The 21879-nt window shown below is 71.9% G+C and carries 22 protein-coding genes and 1 pseudogene; 13 read left to right on the top strand and 10 right to left on the bottom strand.

The features are described 5' to 3' along the window. The first annotated feature begins 14 nt into the window (after positions 1–14). The 9 genes and pseudogenes from ACFXJ8_RS21835 to ACFXJ8_RS21795 all read left to right on the top strand — a co-directional run bounded on the left by ACFXJ8_RS21835 (position 15) and on the right by ACFXJ8_RS21795 (position 5899). Complete coding sequence (locus ACFXJ8_RS21835; RefSeq protein ID WP_379645751.1) at positions 15–905, top strand: ABC transporter permease; 891 nt, start codon at positions 15–17, stop codon at positions 903–905. Then, positions 902–1681, top strand: a complete 780-nt coding sequence (locus ACFXJ8_RS21830) for an ABC transporter permease (protein ID WP_379645750.1) — start codon at positions 902–904, stop codon at positions 1679–1681. Before ACFXJ8_RS21835 ends, ACFXJ8_RS21830 begins: the two co-directional genes overlap by 4 nt. Continuing rightward, complete coding sequence (locus ACFXJ8_RS21825; RefSeq protein WP_379645749.1) at positions 1659–3134, top strand: dipeptide ABC transporter ATP-binding protein; 1476 nt, start codon at positions 1659–1661, stop codon at positions 3132–3134. The genes ACFXJ8_RS21830 and ACFXJ8_RS21825 overlap by 23 nt, the downstream gene beginning before the upstream one ends. Continuing rightward, positions 3131–4099, top strand: a complete 969-nt coding sequence (locus ACFXJ8_RS21820; protein ID WP_379645748.1) for a putative FMN-dependent luciferase-like monooxygenase — start codon at positions 3131–3133, stop codon at positions 4097–4099. Before ACFXJ8_RS21825 ends, ACFXJ8_RS21820 begins: the two co-directional genes overlap by 4 nt. Beyond that, positions 4096–4326 carry a hypothetical protein gene (locus ACFXJ8_RS21815; RefSeq protein WP_379645747.1) on the top strand — a complete coding sequence of 77 codons (231 nt, stop codon included), beginning with the start codon at positions 4096–4098 and terminating at the stop codon, positions 4324–4326. The genes ACFXJ8_RS21820 and ACFXJ8_RS21815 overlap by 4 nt, the downstream gene beginning before the upstream one ends. Before the next feature lie 65 nt (positions 4327–4391). Further along, positions 4392–4628: pseudogene (locus ACFXJ8_RS21810) on the top strand (CMD domain protein); the annotation flags it as partial. After that, on the top strand, positions 4625–5008 hold the full coding sequence (locus ACFXJ8_RS21805) for a hypothetical protein (protein ID WP_379645746.1): 384 nt from the start codon (positions 4625–4627) through the stop codon (positions 5006–5008). The pseudogene ACFXJ8_RS21810 and the gene ACFXJ8_RS21805, both read left to right, overlap by 4 nt. Then, positions 4998–5612 carry a VOC family protein gene (locus ACFXJ8_RS21800; protein WP_379645745.1) on the top strand — a complete coding sequence of 205 codons (615 nt, stop codon included), beginning with the start codon at positions 4998–5000 and terminating at the stop codon, positions 5610–5612. The genes ACFXJ8_RS21805 and ACFXJ8_RS21800 overlap by 11 nt, the downstream gene beginning before the upstream one ends. A 77-nt stretch (positions 5613–5689) precedes the next feature. After that, entirely contained in the window at positions 5690–5899 is a 210-nt protein-coding gene (locus tag ACFXJ8_RS21795; RefSeq protein ID WP_379645744.1) for an SHOCT domain-containing protein, read from the top strand. A gap of 37 nt (positions 5900–5936) precedes the next feature. Here ACFXJ8_RS21795 and ACFXJ8_RS21790 read toward each other — a convergent pair whose 3' ends face one another. Next, the gene (locus ACFXJ8_RS21790) at positions 5937–6896 is read right to left on the bottom strand and encodes a quinone oxidoreductase family protein (RefSeq protein ID WP_379645743.1); all 960 of its coding nucleotides are present in this window, start codon (positions 6894–6896) and stop codon (positions 5937–5939) included. Continuing rightward, positions 6881–8395, bottom strand: a complete 1515-nt coding sequence (abc-f, locus tag ACFXJ8_RS21785) for a ribosomal protection-like ABC-F family protein (RefSeq protein ID WP_379645742.1) — start codon at positions 8393–8395, stop codon at positions 6881–6883. The genes ACFXJ8_RS21790 and abc-f overlap by 16 nt, the downstream gene beginning before the upstream one ends. Before the next feature lie 49 nt (positions 8396–8444). Here abc-f and ACFXJ8_RS21780 point away from each other — a divergent pair, with 49 nt between their 5' ends. Continuing rightward, positions 8445–9008, top strand: a complete 564-nt coding sequence (locus tag ACFXJ8_RS21780; protein WP_379645741.1) for a TetR/AcrR family transcriptional regulator — start codon at positions 8445–8447, stop codon at positions 9006–9008. Here ACFXJ8_RS21780 and ACFXJ8_RS21775 read toward each other — a convergent pair. Genes ACFXJ8_RS21775 through ACFXJ8_RS21750 form a run of 6 tightly spaced genes read right to left on the bottom strand, consistent with a single transcriptional unit; the run spans position 9005 to position 15196 of the window. Further along, entirely contained in the window at positions 9005–10615 is a 1611-nt protein-coding gene (locus ACFXJ8_RS21775; RefSeq protein ID WP_379645740.1) for a serine/threonine-protein kinase, read from the bottom strand. The genes ACFXJ8_RS21780 and ACFXJ8_RS21775 overlap by 4 nt on opposite strands. Before the next feature lie 6 nt (positions 10616–10621). Continuing rightward, positions 10622–11329, bottom strand: coding sequence for an HAD family hydrolase (locus tag ACFXJ8_RS21770; RefSeq protein WP_379645739.1), 708 nt, complete (start codon positions 11327–11329; stop codon positions 10622–10624). Further along, positions 11319–12398: an ABC transporter ATP-binding protein gene (locus ACFXJ8_RS21765; RefSeq protein WP_379645738.1), complete on the bottom strand. Its 1080-nt coding sequence runs from the start codon at positions 12396–12398 to the stop codon at positions 11319–11321. The genes ACFXJ8_RS21770 and ACFXJ8_RS21765 overlap by 11 nt, the downstream gene beginning before the upstream one ends. Then, a complete protein-coding gene (locus ACFXJ8_RS21760; protein WP_379645737.1) occupies positions 12395–13255 on the bottom strand; it encodes an ABC transporter permease in 861 nt (286 codons plus the stop codon). Before ACFXJ8_RS21760 ends, ACFXJ8_RS21765 begins: the two co-directional genes overlap by 4 nt. 10 nt (positions 13256–13265) lie before the next feature. Then, positions 13266–14078, bottom strand: a complete 813-nt coding sequence (locus ACFXJ8_RS21755) for an ABC transporter permease (RefSeq protein WP_379645736.1) — start codon at positions 14076–14078, stop codon at positions 13266–13268. Next, entirely contained in the window at positions 14078–15196 is a 1119-nt protein-coding gene (locus tag ACFXJ8_RS21750; RefSeq protein ID WP_379645735.1) for an ABC transporter substrate-binding protein, read from the bottom strand. Before ACFXJ8_RS21750 ends, ACFXJ8_RS21755 begins: the two co-directional genes overlap by 1 nt. A 136-nt stretch (positions 15197–15332) precedes the next feature. On the opposite strand from ACFXJ8_RS21750, the gene ACFXJ8_RS21745 reads away from it, so the two are divergent. The 3 genes from ACFXJ8_RS21745 (at position 15333) to ACFXJ8_RS21735 (ending at position 20400) form a co-directional block, all read left to right on the top strand. Next, positions 15333–16064, top strand: a complete 732-nt coding sequence (locus tag ACFXJ8_RS21745) for a GntR family transcriptional regulator (RefSeq protein WP_379645734.1) — start codon at positions 15333–15335, stop codon at positions 16062–16064. An 83-nt stretch (positions 16065–16147) separates the two neighbouring features. After that, on the top strand, positions 16148–16414 hold the full coding sequence (locus tag ACFXJ8_RS21740; protein ID WP_379645733.1) for a DUF6504 family protein: 267 nt from the start codon (positions 16148–16150) through the stop codon (positions 16412–16414). Next, positions 16414–20400, top strand: coding sequence for a DNA polymerase III subunit alpha (locus ACFXJ8_RS21735; RefSeq protein WP_379645779.1), 3987 nt, complete (start codon positions 16414–16416; stop codon positions 20398–20400). The genes ACFXJ8_RS21740 and ACFXJ8_RS21735 overlap by 1 nt, the downstream gene beginning before the upstream one ends. On the opposite strand, the gene ACFXJ8_RS21730 is transcribed toward ACFXJ8_RS21735, so the two are convergent. Further along, on the bottom strand, positions 20377–21024 hold the full coding sequence (locus ACFXJ8_RS21730) for a DUF4328 domain-containing protein (protein WP_379645732.1): 648 nt from the start codon (positions 21022–21024) through the stop codon (positions 20377–20379). The genes ACFXJ8_RS21735 and ACFXJ8_RS21730 overlap by 24 nt on opposite strands. A 155-nt stretch (positions 21025–21179) precedes the next feature. Beyond that, entirely contained in the window at positions 21180–21830 is a 651-nt protein-coding gene (locus ACFXJ8_RS21725) for a response regulator (protein ID WP_379645731.1), read from the bottom strand. Positions 21831–21879: the final 49 nt, after the last annotated feature.

The raw sequence follows: 21879 nt of genomic DNA, 5'->3' as shown, positions 1-21879 counted from the left end.
TCGGTGCGGACGTCATGAGAAAGGCAGGGCAGGCGGTCCTCGTCCTGTGGGCCGCTTTCACCGCCTCCTACGTGCTGCTGCAGCTCCTTCCAGGCGACGCGATCCTGATCAAGTTCCAGAACCCCGAGCTGGGTCTGTCGCCCGAGCAGATCGCCGAGATCAGGGAGTACTACGGCGCCGACGGCCCCGCCGCCTACCTGCACACGCTGCTCGGCTTCCTGCGCGGCGACCTCGGCTACTCCATCGACACCGGCACGCCGGTCGTCGAGCGGCTGGCCGAGGCGCTGCCCGAGACCGCCAAGCTGGCCGGGCTCGGCTTCGCGCTCGCGATCGTGCTCGCCGTGGCGATCGCGTTCGCCTCCGACCACCGGCTGCTGGCGTGGCTGCGGGAGGTGCCCTCGCTGTTCGTCGCGGTCCCGGTGTTCTGGGTGGGCATCCTGCTGATCCAGGTGTTCTCCTTCAGGCTGAAGCTGGTGCCCGTCATCGGCGGCAGCGAGCTCCAGCAGCTCCTCCTGCCCGTGCTCACGCTGGCAGTGCCGATCGCCGCGCCGATCGCCCAGGTGCTGGCGCGCGGCATCGACCACGTCTCCACACAGCCGTTCGTCCAGGTGGTGGCGGCCAAGGGCGCCTCGCGCCGGTGGATCCTGTGGCGGCACGTGGCCCGCAACGCCATGCTGCCGACGCTGACGATGGCGGGGCTGACGTTCGGCGAGCTGATCGCGGGCTCGGTCGTCACCGAGACCGTGTTCGGCAGGAACGGCGTCGGCAGGCTCACCGAGCAGGCCGTCAGCGCCCAGGACACCCCCGTCCTGCTCGCCGTCGTCGTGCTGGCCGCCACCGTGTTCGTGCTGGTCAACCTGATCGTCGACCTGCTCTTCCCGATCCTTGACCCGAGGCTCAGATGATCAAGTGGCTGGTTGTCGCGCTCGTCCTGCTCTGGGCGGTGATGCCGGGGCTGTTCACCGGCTACGACCCGATCGCGGGCGTGCCCGCGGACAAGCTGATGGCGCCGAGCGCCGAGCACTGGTTCGGCACGGACGCCGTCGGACGTGACCTGTTCGCCCGTGTCGTCCACGGTGCGGTCCACTCGCTGTCGGGCGCGTTCGTCGCCGTCGCGGTCGGCCTCGTCCTCGGCACGCTGCTCGGCCTGCTCGCCGGGTCGGTCGGCGGCCTGGCCGACACGGTCGTCATGCGCGTGGTCGACGTGCTGCTGTCGGTGCCCGGCCTGCTGCTCGCGCTCACCGTGATCATCCTGCTCGGCCCCGGCACGGTCAACGTCGCCCTCGCCGTCGGCATCGGCTCGGTCGCGACCTTCGCCCGCCTGGCCCGCTCCGAGGTCGTCAGGACCAGGAGGGCCGACTACGTGGAGGCCGCCTTCGGCAGCGGCGGACGCTTCCTGCCGGTGCTGTGGCGGCACGTGCTGCCCAACTCGCTCGGGCCCGTCATCGCGCTGGCGGCGCTGCAGTTCGGCGTGGCCATCCTGGCCATCTCCACGCTCGGCTTCCTCGGGTACGGCGCCGCGCCGCCCACCCCCGAGTGGGGCCTGCTCATCTCCGAGGGCCGCAACTACCTGGCGACCGCCTGGTGGCTGACCACCCTGCCCGGAGCCGTCGTCGTGGCCGTGGTGCTCGCCGCGGGCCGTATCAGCAGGAGGATCGATGAGCTTGCTCGACGTGCGTGACCTGGTCGTCTCCCACGGCAGGCGCCGTACGGTCCACGGCGTGTCCTTCACCGTCGAGCCTGGCGAGGTCGTCGCGGTGGTCGGCGACTCCGGCTCGGGCAAGACGACCACGGCGCACACCATCCTGGGCCTGCACCGCGCCGACAGCGGGCAGATCCTGCTGAACGGCACCGACCTCGCCCGATGGTCGTCCAGGCGGATGGAATCGGTGCGCGGCGCCCAGATCGGCCTGGTGCCACAGGACCCCGGCAACTCGCTCAACCCGGTCAAAACAGTCGGCGCGCAGATCGGCGAGACGCTGCGCATCCACCGGCGCGGCGACCGCAGGACGATCAGGGACCGCGTCGCCGAGCTGCTGGTCAGGGTCGGCCTCACCGAGGCGCACGCCGCGCGCTACCCGCACGAGCTGTCGGGCGGCATGCGCCAGCGCGTCCTCATCGCCGCCGCGATCGCGCTGCGTCCGCAACTCGTCATCGCCGACGAGCCGACCAGCGCCCTCGACGCCACCGTGCAGCGCCGCATCCTCGACCTCATCGACGACCTGCGCGCGGAGTACGGCACGGCGGTGCTGCTCGTCACCCACGACCTCGCCGTGGCCACCGGCCGCTCCGACAAGGTCGTGGTGATGCGGGAGGGCCGCGTGGCGGAGCGGGGCCCGGCCGCGGCGCTCGCCTACACCCAGCGCGCGCTCACGGCGGCCGAGCGCCCGTTCAGGGCGGCCGATCCCGCCGCGCCCGTCGCCGTCGAGGTCACGAACCTGGTCAAGGAGTACGGCGGCTTCCGCGCGGTCGACGGCGTCAGCTTCGACGTACGGCAGGGCACCACCCACGCGCTGGTGGGGGAGTCGGGTTCCGGCAAGACCACCACCGCCCGCATGATCGCCAGATTCGTCCCGCCGACCTCGGGCTTGGCCACCGTCACAGGGGTGCCCGCCCACGGCCGCGACTTCCGCAGACACGTCCAGCTCGTCTACCAGAACCCCTACGCCTCACTCGACCCCCGCCAGAGCGTCCAGCGCATCATCGAGGAGCCGCTGCGCAACTTCGCGCTCGGCGGCTCGGCCGCCGACCTGCTGGAGCGCGTCGGCCTGCCCACCGACCTGCTCACCCGCAGGCCACGCGAGCTGTCGGGCGGCCAGCGGCAGCGGGTGGCGATCGCCAGGGCGCTGGCCGTCTCGCCCCGGCTGCTCGTGCTCGACGAGGCCGTCTCCGCGCTGGACGTGAGCGCGCGGGGCCAGATCCTCGACCTGCTGGAGAGCCTGCAGCGCGACCTGGGCATCACCTACCTGTTCATCTCCCACGACCTGCAGGTCGTGCGGCAGATCTCACACACCGTTTCCGTCATGAACAAGGGAAAGATCGTGGAAACCGGAACGACAGAGGAGGTCTTCACCAGACCTCGGCACGACTACACCCGCGAACTCCTCGCGGCGATCCCGGAGCCGGTCCGATGAGCCGCAGACGCCTGGGCTTCTTCACCCGCCTGCTCGACCAGGCCACCGCCGCCGAGCGGTACGAGCTGGCCGCCGCGCAGATCGCGCACGCGGAGGCCAACGGGTTCGACACGGCGTGGGTGGCCCAGCACCACTTCGGCGAAAGCGAGGGAGGACTGCCCGCGCCGCTGGTGTTCCTCGCCAACGTCGCAGCCAGGACCAGCCGCATCAGGCTCGCCACCGGCATCATCACGCTGCCGCTCGAACACCCGGTGCGGGTCGCCGAGGACACCGCCGTCCTCGACCTGCTGTCCGGCGGCCGGCTGGAGGTCGGCGTCGGCAGCGGGGGCACTGCCTCGTCCTTCGCCGCCTTCGGTCACGACAGCGCCGCCCGCTCGGCGATCTACGCCGAGCACCTGGCGGTCCTGGTGAACGCCTGGTCGGGCGGTGACCTGGGCGGCGGCAACCACCTCTACCCGGCCGCGCCCCGGCTGCTCGGCGCGATCTGGGAGGCGACGTTCTCGGCCGGCGGCGGCGAGCGGGCCGGCCGCGCGGGCAACGGCCTGATGCTGTCACGCACGCAGCCGCGCGCCGAGGGCGTCACGCTGGCCGAGGTGCAGCGGCCGATCGTGGACGCCTACTACGAGAACCTGCTCCCCGGTACGGCGCCGCGCATCGCCGCCTCCCGCACCGCGTTCGTCGCCGACTCCAGGCAGGAGGCGCTGCGGTACGCCGAGGAGGGGATCGCGCGCGCCTCCCGCCAGTCGCCGGAGCTGGCGGCGTTCCTGTGGGCCGACACGCACGTGGGCACGCCGGACGAGGTGATCGCGAGCCTGCGCGCCGACCCGACGCTCGACCGGGTGACCGACCTGGTCTTCCAGGTGCACTCGGCCGATCCGCCGCACCCGCTCATCCTCCGCTCGATCGAGCTGCTGGCCACCAAGGTCGCGCCCGCGCTCGGCTGGACCCCTTCGGAGCAGGCATGACCGACATCGTTGACCGGCTGGCAGGCATCGACCCAGGTTCGCGGCTCGACGTGCTGCGCAGGCGACGGCAGGACGCCAGAGAGTACGCGCAGCGCACCTACGAGGCGCTGTTCGTGCCGTCCTTCGAGCTCGGGGGAGAGGCCGCCCCTGGAGGCTCTCCACCCACCGCGCCGCGACCGGCGGGCCGGGCACCGGTCGGGCGGGGCGTGAGCGAGGTGGGACTGTAGGAGGTGACGCATGCCGAACGGGCAGGGCGACCGGGCCCTACGGCCGCTACCGGGAACCGGAGCTCGCCCACGAGAGTGCCGAGGGCCCCCGCTACCGGGCCGAGGGGATCGACGGCAGGCTGGCCGCCGCGCTGGAGCACGCCCACCTGCTGGTCTTCCGCCCGCGGGAGGCGAGCCCCGAGGCGCTGGCCGACCTGCGCGAGGCGGGCTGGTCCACCACCGGCATCGTCACGCTCTCGCAGCTCGTCGCCTTCCTCGCCTTCCAGATCCGTGTCGTCACCGCGTTGGGAGCGCTCGCGTGAAGTTCACCCAGGACCAGCTCGGCTGGAAGCCGTGGATCGAGCCGTTGGCCGAGGACGAGCTGACGGAGGAGCACCAGGAGGCGCTGGTCGAGCGGGCGCGGGCCTCCGTGCACGCCCGCTTCGCCGCCCACTACTCCAGGCGCGAGCACGACGTGCGGCGGCTGCTGGACGAAGGGGTGGCGGGCGAGCAGGACGACCGATGGCGGGCGATCGTCGACGCGGCCGTCGCGCTCACCGCGACCCCTCCGCGGGCCGACGTCGCCGCCCTGCGCGAGCATGGATTCGACGACCTGGCCATCAGCGACGCGCTCCACGCCGCCGCCTTCTTCAACTGGGCCAACCGGCTCATGCTTTCCCTGGGAGAACCCGATGAGTCTTGATCACCTGGTGTACGCCGTTCCCGACCTGCTGAAGGGGGTGGCGGAGTTCGCCGAGCGGACCGGGGTCGCCCCGGTGAAGGGCGGCTCGCATCCCGGCGGCACCGCCAACTACCTGGTCGGGCTCGGCCCGACGTCCTATCTGGAGATCATCGGCCCCGACCCCGAGGTGGAGGGCGCCAGGCCGAGGGCGTTCGGGCTGGAGGAGCTGACCGAACCGCGGCTGGCCGGGTGGGCGATCCACCCTGACGACATCGACAGGACCGTGGAGGTGGCGCGCGAGCGGGGCTACGACCCCGGCACGGTGCAGCCGTTGTCGCGCCGCACGCCCGACGGGACGGTGCTGGAGTGGCGGCTGACCCGCTGGGACAACCCGGAGGCCGTCAGGCCCGTGCCGTTCCTCATCGACTGGGGGACGACGCGACACCCCGCGGCCTCGGGGCTGCCGCAGGTGGCGTTGGCGTCGTTCACGGCCGTCACTCCCGACGTCGCGGGCCTGCGCGCCGACCTCGACGCGGTCGGCGCGGTCATCGAGGTGGAGGAGGGCCCGGAGGTCGGGCTGCGGGCCGTACTGGACACCCCGAAGGGGAAGGTGACGCTGGCGTGACGGGCGGGCCCGCACCCGTCTGGCTCCCGGCGGGCTGTTGTCCGTAGAGTGCTCGGGGGAGGAGGGTGGCGTCCGCGATGGTGAAGTTGCTTGTCGTACTGCTGGTGATCATCCTGGTGGTGCTCGTGCTCATGATGATCAGGTGGCGTTCCGCGCCGCCCCCGCCCCCGCCTCCGCCTCCGCAGAGGGAGAGCCCGCGCGAGATCCTCAAGCGCCGCTACGCGGCGGGCGAGATCGACGAGGACGAGTACCTGCGCCGCATGTCGGGCCTGAACCAGGACTGGTGACCGGCGGCCCGTCCCACGGGACGGGCCGCCAGTGGCGTCACGGAATCAGCAGCAGCTTGCCCGTCGTACGGCGGGCCTGCAGGTCCTCGTGCGCCCGCCCGGCCTCGGCCAGCGGGTAGCGCTCGGAGATGTTGATCGTCAGCTCGCCCGCGGCGAGCCAGCCGAACAGGTCGGCCGCCCGCCACAGCAGCTCGTCGCGCTCGGCGACGAAGTGGACGAGCGACGGCCTGGTCAGGTAGAGCGAGCCGTTCCTGTTGAGCACCTGCGGGTCGATCGGCGGCACGGGCCCGCTGGCCGCGCCGTACAGGACCATGAGGCCGCGCGTGCGCAGCGCGGCCAGGCTGCCGTCGAACGTGGTGGCGCCCACCCCGTCATAGACCACGTCCACGCCCTTGGGGACGACCTCGCGAACCGCCTCGGCGAAGCCGTCGTAGCGGAACACCTCGTCCGCGCCCGCCTCGCGGGCCAGCTTCTCCTTGGCGTCGGAGGAGACGGTGGCCAGCACCGTCGCGCCCTTCAGCTTGCCGAGCTGGGTGAGCAGCTGCCCCATGCCGCCGGCCGCGGCGTGCACGAGCATCACATCACCCTGCTTCACCTCGTGCACCGAGTGCGTCAGGAAGTGCGCGGTCAGGCCCTGCAGCAGCGCGGCGGCGGCCAGCTCGGCCGGCACGCCGTCCGGCACGGGCACCACCCTGTCGGCGGGCACCACGGCCTTGTCGGCGTAGCTGCCGAGCACGTTCACCCACGCGACGGTGTCACCGACAGCGACGTCCTGCACGCCCGCGCCCACGGCGGCGACCGTGCCCGCCCCCTCGGAGCCGATCGGGGACGGCAGGCTCAGGGGGTAGGTGCCGGAGCGGTGGTAGACGTCGATGAAGTTGACGCCGCTCGCGGCGACGTCGATCAAAACCTCGCCGGGGCCCGGAGCCGGGTCGGGGTGTTCGGCGTACTCGAGGACCTCGGGACCGCCCTGGGCGTTGATCACAATGGCATGCATGGCTCCAGTCTCCACCTGGCGCCCCTGAAACGTTCGTGCAGGGTCCTGTCGTGCGAGACCACCACCAGCGCGCCCCGGTAGGCGTCCAGCGCGCGCTCCAGCTCCTCGACCAGCGTCAGCGACAGGTGGTTCGTGGGCTCGTCGAGGAGCAGCAGGTCGTGCTCGCCGGCCAGCAGCCTGGCGAGCGCGAGCCGCCGCTGCTGCCCGACCGACAGGTCGCCGACCTGCACGCCGAGCGCGTCCGGCCTGAACAGCCCGGTCGCCAGGAGCTTCGCGCGGTGCTCGTCGGGGTAGCCGGGCCTGCCTTCGGCGTAACAGGACAGGACGGTGTGGCCATGGCCGGTGAAGTCGACCTCCTGCGGCAGCAGGCCCACCCTGCCGTGCGCGTGCTCGGCCAGCTTCCTGAGCAGCGTCGACTTGCCCGCGCCGTTGGGCCCGTGGATCAGCAGCCTGTCGCCGGACTCGATGGTGACCTCGGGCAGCTCGACGAGCGCGCTGCCGGACGCCTGCCCTGCGAAGGCGCCGGTGAACCGCAGCGGCTCGGGCGGCCTGGGCACCGGGTTCTCCTCCAGGCGGCGCAGCCGTTCGTGGGCGTTGCGCACCCGGCCGGCCACCGAGCTCTGCACCCTTCCCGCGTTGCGGTCGTAGGCCATTTTGTTGTTGTCCTTCATGGCCCGGCCCGCCGCCACCCGGTGCGCGGTCGTCGCGGCGAACTCCCTGACCTGGCCGACCTCCTCCAGCCACGCGGTGTAGGCCTGCTCCCAGCGCTGTCTGGCCGCCGCCTTCTCGGCGAGGAAGCCGCTGTAGCCGCCGCCGAAGCGCGTCACCCCGCCCGCGTCCACCTCGATGATCGCGGTAGAAACGATGTCGAGGAACGCGCGATCGTGGGAGACGGCGACGACCGTGCCCCTGTGCTCGCGCAGCCGCTCCTCCAGCCACGCGGTCGAGGCCGCGTCCAGGTGGTTGGTCGGCTCGTCGAGCAGCATCGTCTCGGGCGCCGCGGCGAGCAGGCACGCCAGGCCGAGCCGTGCCTGCTCGCCACCGGACAGTGAGTCGAGCCTGCGCTCCCTTCCCAGGTGCGCGAGGCCGAGCCCGTGCAGGGACTTGTCGACCCTGGCGTCGGCCTCGTAGCCGCCGCGTGCCTCGAAGGCCGTCAGCAGGTCGCCGTAGCGGGCCATGTCCTCGGCCTCGGCGGCGGCCTGCATCGCGCGCTCCATCTCGCGCAGGTCGGCGAGCGCCGCGTCGATCGCCTGCTGGACGGTGTGGTCGCCGGCCAGGTCGAGCCGCTGGCCCAGGTAGCCGGCGCCGGTGCTGATCACCATTCCCTCGTCGGGACTGTCGACTCCCGCCATGATCCGCAGCAGCGTGGACTTGCCCGAGCCGTTCTCTCCGACGATCCCCACCCGCTCGCCAGGCCGTACTGCCAGCGAGACGTGGTCGAGGACGAGCCGGTCACCGTATGACTTGCTGATTCCATGAAGGCTGAGCTGTGTAGTCATCGCAACTATAGTTGCATTAAGAAGCTAGCTAATGCAACTGGAGTAGACTTTGGAACGTCCTGGAGGGCGCAGCGCCCGAGTCCGCGACGCCGTACGGCAGGCGACGCTCGACGAGCTCGCCGAGCACGGCTACCAGGGCCTGACCGTGGAGAACGTCGCCGCGCGATCGGGCGTGCACAAGACCACCGTCTACCGCCGGTGGACGAGCGTGGAGGGGCTGATCGCCGACGCGCTGGAGCGCGCCTCCGGCGAGCCGTGGCCGATCCCCGACACCGGCACGGTCCAAGGGGACCTGCGGGAGATCGCCAGGCTGGTGGCGACCGGGATGGACCCCGTCGCCAGGGCGTTCGTCGCGGCGGGCATGCAGAACGAGGCCGCCGCCGCGGCGTTGACCGGCTTCTACACCGCCCGCCACGCCCAGTCGGCCGTCGTGGTGCGCAGGGCGGTCGAACGGGGCCAGCTGCCGGCGGGCGTCGACGCCGAAGAGGTGATCAGGATGGCCGTCGCCCCGCTGTACTACCGGCTGTTCGTCACCCACGAGCCCGTCGGCGAACGCGACGCCGACAGGGCGGCCGACGCGGCGCTGGCCGCGGCCCGAGCCGGAGCGCTCTAGGGTTGCGGTCTGGTGCCGCGCATCTCGAAGTCGTCGTAGACGACCTTGAGCGGCTTCGCGGTGCCCTTCGGCACGCGGGCGAACAGGCCGATGTCGCCGGTCGGCAGGCCCACCGGGTCGTCCACCTGGTGGACCCGCTCGCCGTTGACCCACATGGACAGCCGCGTCGCGCTGTCGTTCTGCTCGCAGGAGACCTGGACGCGGTTGCTCTCCTTGGCGTTGAACCCGTCGACCTTGACGGGGGCGGCCATGTTGCCGCCCGCCTTGTCGGCGATGCGGCGGATCCTGGCGTTGCCCGAGGTGTCGAGGGTGAACTCGTAGTAGGTGCCCTGGTCGGAGCCCCTGCACCACAGGCCGTACTCGCCGGTGCCCGACCTGACCTTGGCGACCACGCCGATGAGCACGGACGAGGGCATCAGCGGCGTGGGCGTGGCCGACGGGTCGGGCGTGGCCGGCTTCTCCGTGGCGAACGGGACGGGGGCCGTGGCCCACCGCTCATCGTTGTACCCGCCGGCGTCGAGACCGTAGGTGAAGTCGGAGGTGATGTAGCCGTAGCTGTCACCGGCGTCGGGGTCGTAGGTGCCGCTCCAGCCGCTGGAGGAGGAGGTGAAGTCGTCGGAGAACAGCGAGGGCAGCTCGGGCGGCCCGCTGGGCAGCAGCGCCCACACTCCGAGCCCGCCCGCCACGGCCAGCGCCGTCGCCGCGGCGATGCCCGCGACGATCCTGCCCCTGTTCTTCTTGTTCCTGGACGGCGCGGCGGCGTGGGGGGTCGTGCCGCCCTCCTGCCAGGCCACCCGCACCGTGTGCACGGCCTGCTCGGGCGCGGCCTGGCGGCCGATCAGGTGGTCGAGGATCTGCTGCGCCGTCGGGCGCCGCGCCGGGTCCTTGGCCAGCGCGGCCGCCACCAGCTCCCGCAGGCCCGGCTCGAGCCCGTCGAGCGTTGGCTCGGTGTTGAGCACCTGGTAGATGATCGCGGGCAGCGTCTCGCCGGGGAAGGGTGGCCGCGCCGTCGCCGCGAAGGCCATCAGGCAGCCCCACGAGAACACGTCGCACGCCGGCGAGACGGGCTCGCCGCGCAGCACCTCGGGCGCCATGTAGCGGGGCGTGCCGATCAGCTCGCCGGTGCCGGTGACACCGCCGATCTCGTCGAGCGCCCTGGCGATGCCGAAGTCGATCACGCGTGGCCCGACGGGGGACAGCAGCACGTTGGACGGCTTGAGATCCCGGTGCACCACACCGGCCGCGTGGATCGCGGTCAGGGCGGTCGCCACGCTCACCGCCAGCGCGTCGAGGCTGGAGCCCCTCAGCGGGCCCGACTGCCCGACCGCCTCCTCCAGGTTCGGCCCCGGCACGTACTCGGTCACCACGTAGAGCTGGTCGCCGTCGAGCGCCGCCTCCAGCACCGCGGCCGTGCAGAACCTGCGCACCCTGAGCGCCGCGTCGGCCTCCCGCCTGAAGCGCATCCTGAACTGCTCGTGCTGGCTGAGCTCCGGATTGATCACCTTGATCGCGACGTGCTGACCGGTGGGGTCCTCGGCCAGATGGACCGTGCCCATGCCGCCCCTGCCGAGCATGTTCAACAGCCTGTAGCGTCCGATCTGGTTCACGACGGGTCAGCTTAGCGACATCGAGTGCAGATCGGGCAGTCCAGACAAAGGCGAAACGACGAGCACCTTGCAGCCGGCGGCGGTGGCGGCGGCGATGCCCGTGGGGCTGTCCTCGACGGCGACGCAGCGGCGCGGATCGGCTTCCAGCAGCCTGGCCGCCTCCAGGTAGGGGTCGGGGTACGGCTTGCCGCGCGGGGTGTCCTCGGCGGCGAGCACGACCGCGAAGCTGTGGTCGAGCGAGGGCAGCACCAGCTCCACGATCGACCGGGGCGACGCGCTGACGAGGGCGGTGGGAACGGCCTTCATAGTGAGTGCCCGCAGCAGCTCGGCGGCGCCGGGGACGACGCGCACCCCCTGCCTGATGCGGTCGGCGAACGACTCGGTGAGCCGCTCGGCGACCGCCTCGACGGCGTCGACGGCAGGGTCGACGGCAGGGTCGACGGCAGGGTCGACGGCCGGGGCGGCGGCAGGCGGTGAGAGCAGGTGGGCGGCGGTGTCCTCGACCGTGCGGCCGAGGACGTACGGCACGTCCGAAGGGCCGAGCGTGCGCCCGAGCGCGGCGGCCACGTCGGCCGTGGCCGCCCACCACAGGCCCTCGGTGTCCACGAGCGTGCCGTCCATGTCGAACAGGACGGCGTCGAACGGGACGGCGTCGAACGGGACGGCGTCGAACGGGACGGCGTCGGGAAGAGGCGAGAAGGAGTCAGGCGGCACCCGCGGGGTCCTTCGCCTGGGTGGGCACCGGTGTGGCGGTGCTGCGCGGTGCCACCAGGACGGGCCGTTCGACCAGGCGGACGGACACGCGCGTGCCCGGCGCGAGCCGTACCGCCTCATGGCCTGGGACGTCGGCGAGGACCTCGCCGCCCTCCATCGCCAGCCGCAGCCTGACCGAGGCGCCGCGGAACGAGGCGGCGACCACCTCGGCCCGCCCCTCGCCCGAGGGAGTGACGAGCACGGCCTCGGGCCTGATGAGGACGTCGACCTCCGTGCCAGGCGCGCTCCCGTCGATCGGCAGGAGCTGGCCGAACACCGTCACCTGGTCGCCGGAGACGCGTCCGGGCAGGTGGTTCATGGTGCCGACGAACTCGGCCACGAACGGCGTGGCGGGCCGGTCGTAGACCTCGGCGGGCGTGCCGCACTGCTCCAGGCGCCCGCTCCTCAGCACGGCGACGCGGTCGGCGACCGACAGCGCCTCCTCCTGATCGTGCGTCACGAAGATCGTGGTGATGCCCAGGTCGAGCTGCAGGCGGCGGATCTCCTCCCGCAACGCGACGCGGACCTTGGCGTCCAGCGCCGACAGCGGCTCGTCGAGCAGCAGCACGCGCGGCGACAGCGCCAGCGCGCGGGCCAGCGCGACCCGCTGCTGCTGGCCGCCCGACAACTGGTGCGGGTAGCGGTCGGCGTGGGAGGGCAGGCCGACCAGCTCCAGCAGTTCCTGGGCCCGCTGCCGGCGCGCGGCCTGCGGGGTCTTGCGGACCCGCAGGCCGAAGGCGACGTTCTCGGCCGCGTTGAGGTTGGGGAACAGCGAATAGGACTGGAACACCATGCCCGCGTCGCGCTTGTTGGCGGGCACGCCCGTGATGTCCTTGCCGTCCACCAGCACCGCGCCCTCGTCGGGGCGCTCGAACCCGGCCACGCAGCGCAGCGCGGTCGTCTTGCCGCAGCCCGAGGGGCCGAGCAGCGCGACCAGCTCGCCCGGCTCGATCGTGAGGTCGAATCCGTCGAGCGCGACCGTCTTGCCGAACACGCGGCGCAGGCCCTTGAACTCCAACCGGGCGGTCATCGGCCCTTCTTTCGTGAAACACCGGACACGGTGAGCAGTAGCAGCCAGGTCAGCAGCAGGCTGAGTACAGAGACGGCGACCGACAGCTGTCCCTTCGACCCCGAGATCGTGACGATCCAGACGGCGAACGGCTGGTAGCCGAGGATGCTGGCCACCGTGTACTCGCCCAGCACCAGGGCCAGGGTCAGGAAGGCGGCGCTGGCCAGCGCCGAGCGCAGGTTGGGGACGATCACCCTGAACATCACGTGCGGCCAGGAGGCGCCCAGGTTGCGGGCCGCCTCGACCAGCGTCCGCACGTCCATCGTGCGCAGCCCGGCGTCCAGCGAACGGTAGACGAACGGCAGCACGAGCATGACGTAGACGAACACCAGCACCAGCGGGAAGTCCTGGTCCTGGATCGCGTTCAGCGTGGCCCAGAACGGCGTCGGCGCGAGCACCTCGCCGCCCACCTGGAGCGACCTGCTCACCCCCGCGACGAACGTGATCGGCGGCACCACCAGCGGCAGCGTGCAGATCACCTCCATGACCGGCCGCAGCCCCGGTACGGCCAGCCGTACCGCGATCATGGCGGGCAGGGTGAGCAGCAGCACCAGCACGATCGTGGCCACGGCCAGCCCGAGCGACAGCAGCAGGCTGGGCAGGAAGCCCTCCGCCGTCCACAGTTCCGCGTAGGGGGCGAACGACACGCCCGTGGTCCGGTTGTAGATCGTGAACCAGAAGGACGCGGCGAGCGGGACCAGGAAGTACACAGCCGTCAGCGCGAAGACGAGCCCCCGCCAGAGCCGGGGCCTGCCCCGGCGGGGCGGCGGGGCGGGGGCGCCCTCGGGGACCGGGGCGACGGGCGCGAGCGTGGTCACGGTGTCCACCTCACTGCAGCCATCGGGTGCTCCTTCTCTGCAGCGGCAGGTAGACCGCCATGACCAGCGCGGCGACCAGGACCATGTCCAGGCTGAGCGCCAGGCCGACGTTCTCGAAACCGGTCTGCACGTCGCCGGACAGCGCGGCGGCGATCTTCAGCGTGACCAGCGGCAGCACGGTGCCCGCGCCCATCGCCGAGGCGGTCGCGTAGGCGGCGAACGCCGCGCCGAACAGCAGCACCACGCCGCCGAGCAGCCCGGGCGTCAGCACCGGCAGGGCCACGTACCGCCAGTACTGCCAGGTCGTGGCGCCGTTGTTGGCGGCGGCCTCGCGCCACTGCGGGCGCAGGCCGTCGAGCGCGGGCGCGATGACCAGCACCATGAGCGGCACGGAGAAGTACAGGTAGACCAGCGCCAGGCCCCAGAAGGTGAACAGCGTGCCCGACGGCAGGCCGAGCAGGCCGCTGACCACACCCGAGTTGCCGAGCGTGGCCACCCAGAAGAAGGCCAGCGGCACGCCGCCGAAGTTGGCCAGCACGCCCGAGGCGGTCAGCACCGACTCGCGCAGCGCGGCGGAGCGGGAGGTGACCACGGCCTGGGCGAGGAAGGTGCCCAGGACCGCGCCCAGCACCGCCACCACGGCCGACAGCTTCACGCTGTTGCCGAGGGAGAGCAGGTAGCCGCCCTGCAGGGTGAGCGCCAGGTTGCCGAACCCCGGCGAGCCCTCCACGGTGAAGGCCCCCGCCACCATGGCGACGGCGGGGATCCCGAAGGCCAGCGCGACGAAGACGAGCAGCGGCAGCGCGCCGAGGATGCGCGACATCAGCCCGCGACAGCCGCGTCCCAGGCCTTGGCCAGGTCGTCCTTGGCCTTGGTGACCTGCTCCTCGGTCGGGAACTTCGCCTCACCCTCGACCGGCGGCAGCTTGTCGGCCAGCGCCTTGTCGATCGTGCCGTCAGCGGTCATCGACGGCATCAGCACGGGGCGGGCGCCGCCCTTGAGCCACAGGTTCTGGCCCTCGGGGCTGTAGAGGAACTCCATCCACAGCCGCGCGGCGGCCGGGTGCGGGGCGTCCTTGTTGACGGCCTGCACGTAGTACTGGGCGTAGATGCCGTCGGAGGGCACCACGACCTGGAAGTCGAGGCCCTTGGGCAGGAACTGCTCCCGGTATCCGGCGTTGAGGTAGTCCCAGTCGATGCTGATGGGCGTCTCGCCCTTCTCGACCGTGGCGGGCGTGGACTCGACCGGGTTGTAGTTGCCGACGTCCTTCAGCTTCTTGAAGAACTGCACGCCGGGGCCGATGTCGTCGAGCGAGCCGCCGTTGGACAGCGAGGCCGCCCACACGCCGGCGAAGGCCGAGCCAGACTTGTTCGGGTTGCCGTTCAGCGCGACCTTGCCCTTGTACTCGGGCTTGAGCAGGTCGGCGAAGGTCTTGGGGCAGGTGGTGATCTTCTTGGCGTCGCAGCCGATCGAGACGTAGCCGCCGTAGTCGTTGACCCACAGGCCGTTCGGGTCCTTCTGGCCTTCGGGGATCTTGTCCCAGCTCTGCACCTTGTAGGCCGCGTACAGGCCCTCCTTGGCGCCGCTGAAGCCGAAGGCCTGACCCACGTCCAGCACGTCGGGGGCGCGGTCCTGGCCCTTGCGGGTCTTCACCGCGTTGATCTCGTCGGCGCTGGAGGCGTCGGGGTTCTCGCTCTCGATCTTGATGCCGTACTTTTCCTCGAACTTCTTGATGATCTCGCCGTAGTTCGCCCAGTCCGGCGGCAGGGCGATGACGTGCAGGTTGCCCTCCTTCTTCGCCGCCTCGACGAGTTTGTCGAGACCGCCGAAGTCGGCGGCGGAGGTCGCCGTCGCGGCGTTCACCCCACCCGTCGTCGTCTGCGTCTGGGTGGTCGGAGCGGCGCCGCACGCCGCGGTCACTACCGTTAGAGCTGCGATCAAGCCTGTGATGCGAGGGGCGGACACGTCGCCTCCACTCTCTGGGGGTGTGGCTAAAACCTAGGGGAACTTGTACAAACAAGGCCAGACCCAGTTAGTCGCATAAACATTGCTATTTCATGAACAGGGGAGGTCGTGAATGGCCGCGCGCTATGAACTCATCGCCGCTGAGCTGCGTGACGCGATCCTCGCGGGTGTCCACCCTGTCGGGTCACAGCTGCCGTCGGAGGCGGAGCTGGCTGCGCGCTACTCGGCGGCCAGGGGCACCGTACGGCAGGCCGTGGCCGTCCTGGCCGCGGAGGGTCTGGTCGGCTCGCGCCAGGGCGCGCGGCGCATCGTGCTGGGCGGCGAGCGCAGCCAGAGTTTCGCCGAACTGCACAGCTTCGCCCAGTGGGCCAGGGCCAACGGGCACACGGTCGGCGGCGAGGTGCTCGGCCAGCGCCGCCGCGGGGCGGGCCCGGCCGAGGCGGCCAGGCTCGGCGGCGGCGAGGTGCTCGAGGTGCTCAGGCTGCGCACACTAGAAGGCGAGCCCGTGCTGCTGGAGCGGACCGTCTACGCCGCGTGGATCGCCTCCGCCGTCGAGGCGCTGCCGCCCGACTGCGAGTCGGTCACCCAGGCGCTCTACGACGGGGTCGGGCTGGTCTTCGCCTACGGCGAGCACCTCATCGACGCGGTCGCGGCGGGCACCGAGGACGCCCGCCTGCTCGGCGTGCGGCGCGGCAGCCCCCTCCTGCGCCAGCGCAGGATCACCACCACCCAGGAAGGCCGGCCCGTCGAGTGGTCGGACGACCGCTACGTCGCCGGCAGCGTCGCCTTCAGCATCCGCAACTCGATCGGCGCGAACCCGCTCACCCGGCTTGCGCTCTCCTGACTTCGAACATATGCTCGAAGTAGCGCCCGACTTCCCCCGGGTGGCTCAGCAACAGACCCAGAGCCACGGGGAGAAGAAGCGTCTTGAGCAGACTCTACGGCGATCCGATAGAGGTGTGGACCCGGGAGGGCCGGCCGACCCAGTTCGTCTGGCGCGACCGGCTCTACCTCGTCCGTCGCGTCCTCGACCAGTGGGTGGTGGCCCGCGAATGGTGGAAGACCACCGAAGGCGACCCGGGCGAGCGCTGGTTCTGGCGCGTCGAGGCCAGCCCAGGCCATGAGCTCGGCTCCTACGAGCTGCGCTTCGACACCGCCAGCGGCGGCTGGCTGCTGCTGAGGGCGTGGGACTGATGCTCTCCTTCCCGCACCTGCACGTCAGCTCCGCCTACTCGATGCGGTACGGCACCGCCTTCCCCCAGGCCCTGGTACGGCGGGCGGCCGAGCACGGGATGGGCATCCTCGCACTGACCGACCGCGACGGGCTCTACGGAGCGCTCAAGCACGCCCAGGCCTGCGCGGACGCGAAGATCTCGCCGGTGTTCGGCGTCGACTTCGCGCTCGACCCCGCCGCGCTCGACCCCGCCGCGCTCGACCCGGCCACGCTCGACCCTGGCGCGCTCCACCCGGCCGCGTTCGACCCTGTGCCGCAGGGCGGTCCGGCCGCCTACGGGCCGCTGTCCGGCTCTCACCGGCCCGTCGCGCCGGGCGGCGGATCCGGTGGATCCGGCGGCCCCGGTCGTGGGTCCGGCCCCGGCCGTGGGTCCGGCGGGCCCGGTGGCAGCGGGGCCGGGTTCGGTGGCCACCGCTCCGGTGGTCGCGGGCCCGGCGGGTCCGGTGGCTACGGGTCCGGTGGCTACGGGTCCGGTCGTGGGTCCGCTTCCGGTCCGCGGGAGGCGCGCCCGCGGACCGGTCCCGACGCCGAGGACAGGGTCACCGTGCTGGCCCGCTCCGACGGGTGGTCCCGGCTGTGCCGCCTGGTCACCGCCGCCCACTACGCCGGAGCCCGCGGAGAGCCGAAGGTGACCCGCGACCTGGTCGCCGAATGGGCCGCGGGCTCCGCCGCCCCCACCGCCACCGCATCCGCCGTCTCCACCCCGGGCCCCGCGAGACGTCCGGGCGGAAGGGAGCGGGGCGGGGCGTTCGGTCCCGACGACGGGCTCGTCGTGCTGCTCGGCCCGAGGTCCGACGTGGGCCGCGCGGTGGCCGCCAGGCGCGACGAGCAGGCCAGGGCGCTGCTGCGGCTGTGGCGTTCCCGCATGCCCGGCGTGGTGATCGAGCTGGTCGACCAGTACGGCTATCGCGACGCCACCACCGCCGTCCGCATGCTCTCCCTCGCCGAGGAGTTCGGCGTGCCCGCCGTACTCACCAACGCCGCCAGGTATCTCGACCCCGGCGACCACCAGGTGGGCGACGTGCTCGACGCGGCGCGTCAGCTCGTCCCCCTGCACCCCAGGCACCTGGACAGGAGCACCTCCCACGCCTACCTCAAGAGCGGCGAGGAGATGCGCAGGATCGCCCACCGGATCTGCGGCGGCGACCAGGCTCGCGCCACCAGGCTCCTGCGGACCACGCGCGCCCTCGCCGAGGCGTGCGTGATCGACCCGAGACGGCTGCTCGCCCTGCGCAACGACCCGCCCGACCTCCACCTGCCCGAGGTCGGCAGGGACCCGGTGCCGCTGCTGCGCCACCGCTGCGAGGACGGGCTCGACGACCGGGGGCTGCGCGGGTCGGCGGACGCCCGCGAACGCCTCGAAGCCGAGCTGGCCATCATCGAGAAGAAGCGGCTGTCCGGATATTTCATGGCGGTCGTCGGCATCACCGACCGGATCCGGCACATGGGCATCCGCTGCGCCATCCGCGGCTCGGGCGCGGGCAGCCTGGTCAACTACCTCATCGGCATCGGCGAGGTGAACCCGCTCCACCACGGCCTGCTCATGGAGCGCTTCCTGTCCGAGGGTCGCATCGGCCTGCCCGACATCGACATCGACGTGGAGTCCGCCCGCCGCCTCGACTGCTACAAGGCGATCTACGACATGTACGGCGAGTCGCGCGTGGCCTGCGTGTCCATGATGGAGACCTACCGGGCCCGCAGCGCCCTGCGCGACGTGGGCGGCGCGATGGGCCTGCCGCCGCACGAGATCGACGCCATCGCCAAGGCGTTCCCGCACATCCGCGCCCGCCAGATCACCGCCTCGCTGAAGGACCTGCCCGAGCTGCGGCAGAGCAGGCTCGACGAGGCGGGGCTCGGCAGGGTGTTCCAGCTGGCGGAGAAGCTCGACGGGCTGCCCAGGCACATCGCGCTGCACCCGTGCGGGGTGCTGGTCGGCAACTCGGGCCTGCGCGATCGCACCCCCGTGGAGCGCAGCGCGCTCGACTTCCCCATGTCGCAGTTCGACAAGGACGACGTGGAGGAGGCCGGGCTGCTCAAGCTCGACGTGCTCGGCGTGCGGATGCAGTCGGCGATGGCCTACACGCTGACCGAGATCAAGCGGGTCGACGACGTCGACGTCGAACTCGACGCCGTCCCGCGGGACGACGAGCCGACCTACGACATGATCTGCGCCAGCCGTACGCTCGGCTGTTTCCAGATCGAGTCGCCGGGGCAGCGTGAGCTGGTCGCGAAGCTGGAGCCGCGCACGCTGGACGACCTGATCGTCGACATCTCCCTGTTCCGTCCAGGCCCGGTCAACTCCGACATGGTCACGCCCTATCTGGAGTCGCGGCACGGCTGGCGCGCGGCCTCCTACCCGCACCCCCGCCTGCGCGCGGCCCTCGCCGAGACCAACGGGGTCGTCGTCTTCCACGAGCAGGTGCTGAAGGTCATCGACGCGATGACCGGCGCGGGCCTGTCGGAGGCGGAGAAGGTACGGCGCAGCCTCGGCGACCCCGTCGGCCGCGAGGCGGCGCGGCAGTGGTTCCTCGCGAACGTGCTGCCCGAGTTCGACCAGGCGACGGTCGAACGGGCCTGGCAGGTGCTCGACGCGTTCGGCGCGTTCGGGTTCTGCAAGGCGCACGCGGCGGCCTTCGCGCTGCCCACCTACCAGTCGGCCTGGCTCAAACGGCACCACGCGGCCGCCTTCTTCGCGGGGGTGCTCACCCACGAGCCCGGCATGTACCCGCAGCGGGTGATCATCGACGAGGCCAGGCAGTGCGGGGTGGCGATCCTTCCTCTTGACGTCAACAAGTCGGACAGGCACTGGACCGTCGAACGGGTCGGCCCTCCGCCGCTGCGGGTCAGCGTCCGGCCCTCCGCGCTGGACGGCGCCGACTACCGGCGGCGGGTGCGCGACTTCAGGCCCGAGGAGCTCGGCCGCGGGTACGGCCTGCGCGTGCCGTTCTCCGCGGTCAAGGGGGTGAGCGAGGCGGAGGTCGACAGGATGGTGGCGGGCCGGCCGTACACCTCGCTCGCCGACTTCTGGGACAGGGCCAGGCCCTCGCGTCCGGTCATCGAACGACTGGTCCAGGTGGGCGGGTTCGACGCGCTCCACTCGCTGCGGCCAGGCGGTTCGCGCTGGCGGCCGGGGGAGTTGACCAGGCGCGACCTGATCGCCCAGGTGGGGGTCCTGGAGCGGGCCTCGGCCTCGGGTGTCAAGGCCGCTCCTCCGCCCCGCAAGGGCTACACCCCGACCCCGGCACCCTCGGGAAGGCCGGAGTCCGACGGGGGCCACGCCGTCCAGTTGCCCCTGGGGTTCGCCGAACGCATCGAACCGGGCGAACTGCCCGAGATGACGGAGAGCGAGATGGTGGAGGCGGAGCTGGAGATCCTCGGCATCGACGTCAGCCGCCACGTGATGAGCTTCCACGACGATCTGCTCGACGCCATCGGAGTGGTGCGCTCCAAGGATCTGCTCGCCCAGCGCAACGGGTCGGAGGTCCTGGTGGCGGGGGTCAAGGTCGCCACCCAGACCCCCGCGGTGCGGTCGGGCCAGCGGGTCATCTTCACCACCCTCGACGACTCGACGGGGCCCGTCGACCTGACCTTCTTCGAGTCGGTGCAGGGCCGGTGCGCCTCGACGGTGTTCGGGTCGTGGCTGATGGTCGCCAGGGGAGTGATCCGCCGCACGGGCACCCGCGCGATCTCCATGCGGGCCGTCGACTGCTGGAACCTCGTGGACCTCGACGCGGCGTGGCGCGCGGACGGCCTGGAGGCGGTCCTCGCGCTGCTCGACCGGCGGGGAGCCCTCACGGAGGGCGTCGGCGGGCGCTCCATCGAGTACGCCAACGGCTACCGCATCTCGCCCTACGCCGACATCGGCCCTACGCCGGGCGTCGTCACCCCGCCCCGTCGGCTCTGGCACGCCAGCCAGGGCAGCTCAGGCCCCACCCAGGCCGCCTGATTCGAGCACGCCGCCTGACCCGAGCACAGGGTCAGGGGATCGCCGGGGCGGTGTGGAGGCCGCCGGGGCGGTGGTGAGCTGGGTCAGGCGCGAGGGGGCGGTCTGGATGCGGGTGATCTGGCGGACGGTGCACGCGCACAGCAGCGCCGCCACCGCTGTCACGCCGAGCTCCAGCCCGCTCAGCCCGGTCAGCTCGCCCGAGGAGCCGCGCAGCGGCAGCCGTACCGCCACCAGCGCCAGCGCCGCCAGCCAGCTCGCCCACCACGCGGCCACCAGCGCCAGCCAGCGCACCCTCCGGTCGTACGGCGGGCGGGCCTGCCGCCACACCTGGTCGACGAGCACGACGGGCGCGACCAGGTTGACGCCCGGCAGCAGCCAGGCCGCCAGCACCGGCCCTGACGGGCTGGCCGTCTTGTTGGCGCGACGGGCCCTGACCAGCCAGGTGAGGTAGGCCGACGCCGAGGCCGCGAGGGTGCCGACCGCCAGCATCATCAGGACCGCGAACAGCGTGACGGCGCCGACCACGGCCTCGGCTCCAGGGGAACGCGCGTCGCCACCGAGCGTGACGATCTCGGCGGCGAGTTGCCTGCCGCGCACCTGGTCGAAGATCACTAGGGCGGTCATGGCGGCGAGTTGGGCGGCAAGGGTCACGTAGACCGCCGAAGCCGATCGCTTCGCCGCGGAAGGAGCATGGCGCACGAATCTCTCCCCCCGTGGCACGCATTGAGGTTCTGATTCACATGTATCCCGCCAGGCCCCCTGCTAATCAGCTGAGTTAATCAGCTGACCACGCCTGACTCCCATGCCCACGCCGCGATCTCCACCCGGTTCCTGGCGCCGAGTTTGACCTGGATGCTGCCGAGATGGGTCTTGACCGTGGACAGCGACACGAACAGCTCGGCGGCCACCTCCTGGTTGGTCCTGCCCCTGGCGACCAGCCGTACGACATCGAGCTCACGCTCGGTGAGCGGGTCGTTGACCGGCCTGGCCGCGCCCGCGGCGGGCTGGGCGAGGTGCTGGAGCAGCCGTACGGTCACCGACGGTGACACCAGCGCGTCGCCCGCGGCGGCGGCCCTGATGGCCTCGATGAGGAGGGTGGGGCCGCTGTCCTTGAGCAGAAAGCCCGTCGCGCCCGAGCGGAGCGCGCCGTAGACGTACTCGTCGAGGTCGAAGGTGGTGACGATGACCACGCGCATGGGGTTCTCGACGCCAGGGCCCGAAAGGATCCTGGTCACCTCGATGCCGTCGAGCTTGGGCATCCTGATGTCGAGCAGGCACACGTCGGGGCGCAGCCGCCTGGCCGCCTCGACCGCGGCGGCTCCGTCGGCGACCGTGCCGACGACGTCGATGTCCTGCTGGGCGTCGAGAATCATCTGGAAGCCGGTGCGGACAAGTTCCTGATCGTCGGCGATGAGCACACGAATCGTCACACGGGAAGCCTAGCTTTCCGATCATCGTGGCCGTCCTGCCCCGAAACCG

It is taken from the genome of Nonomuraea sp. NPDC059194 (assembly GCF_042754765.1).
Lineage (GTDB): Bacteria > Actinomycetota > Actinomycetes > Streptosporangiales > Streptosporangiaceae > Nonomuraea.
The sequence above is the reverse complement of the archived record's forward strand: the minus strand, read 5'-3'. Positions and strand labels throughout refer to the sequence as shown.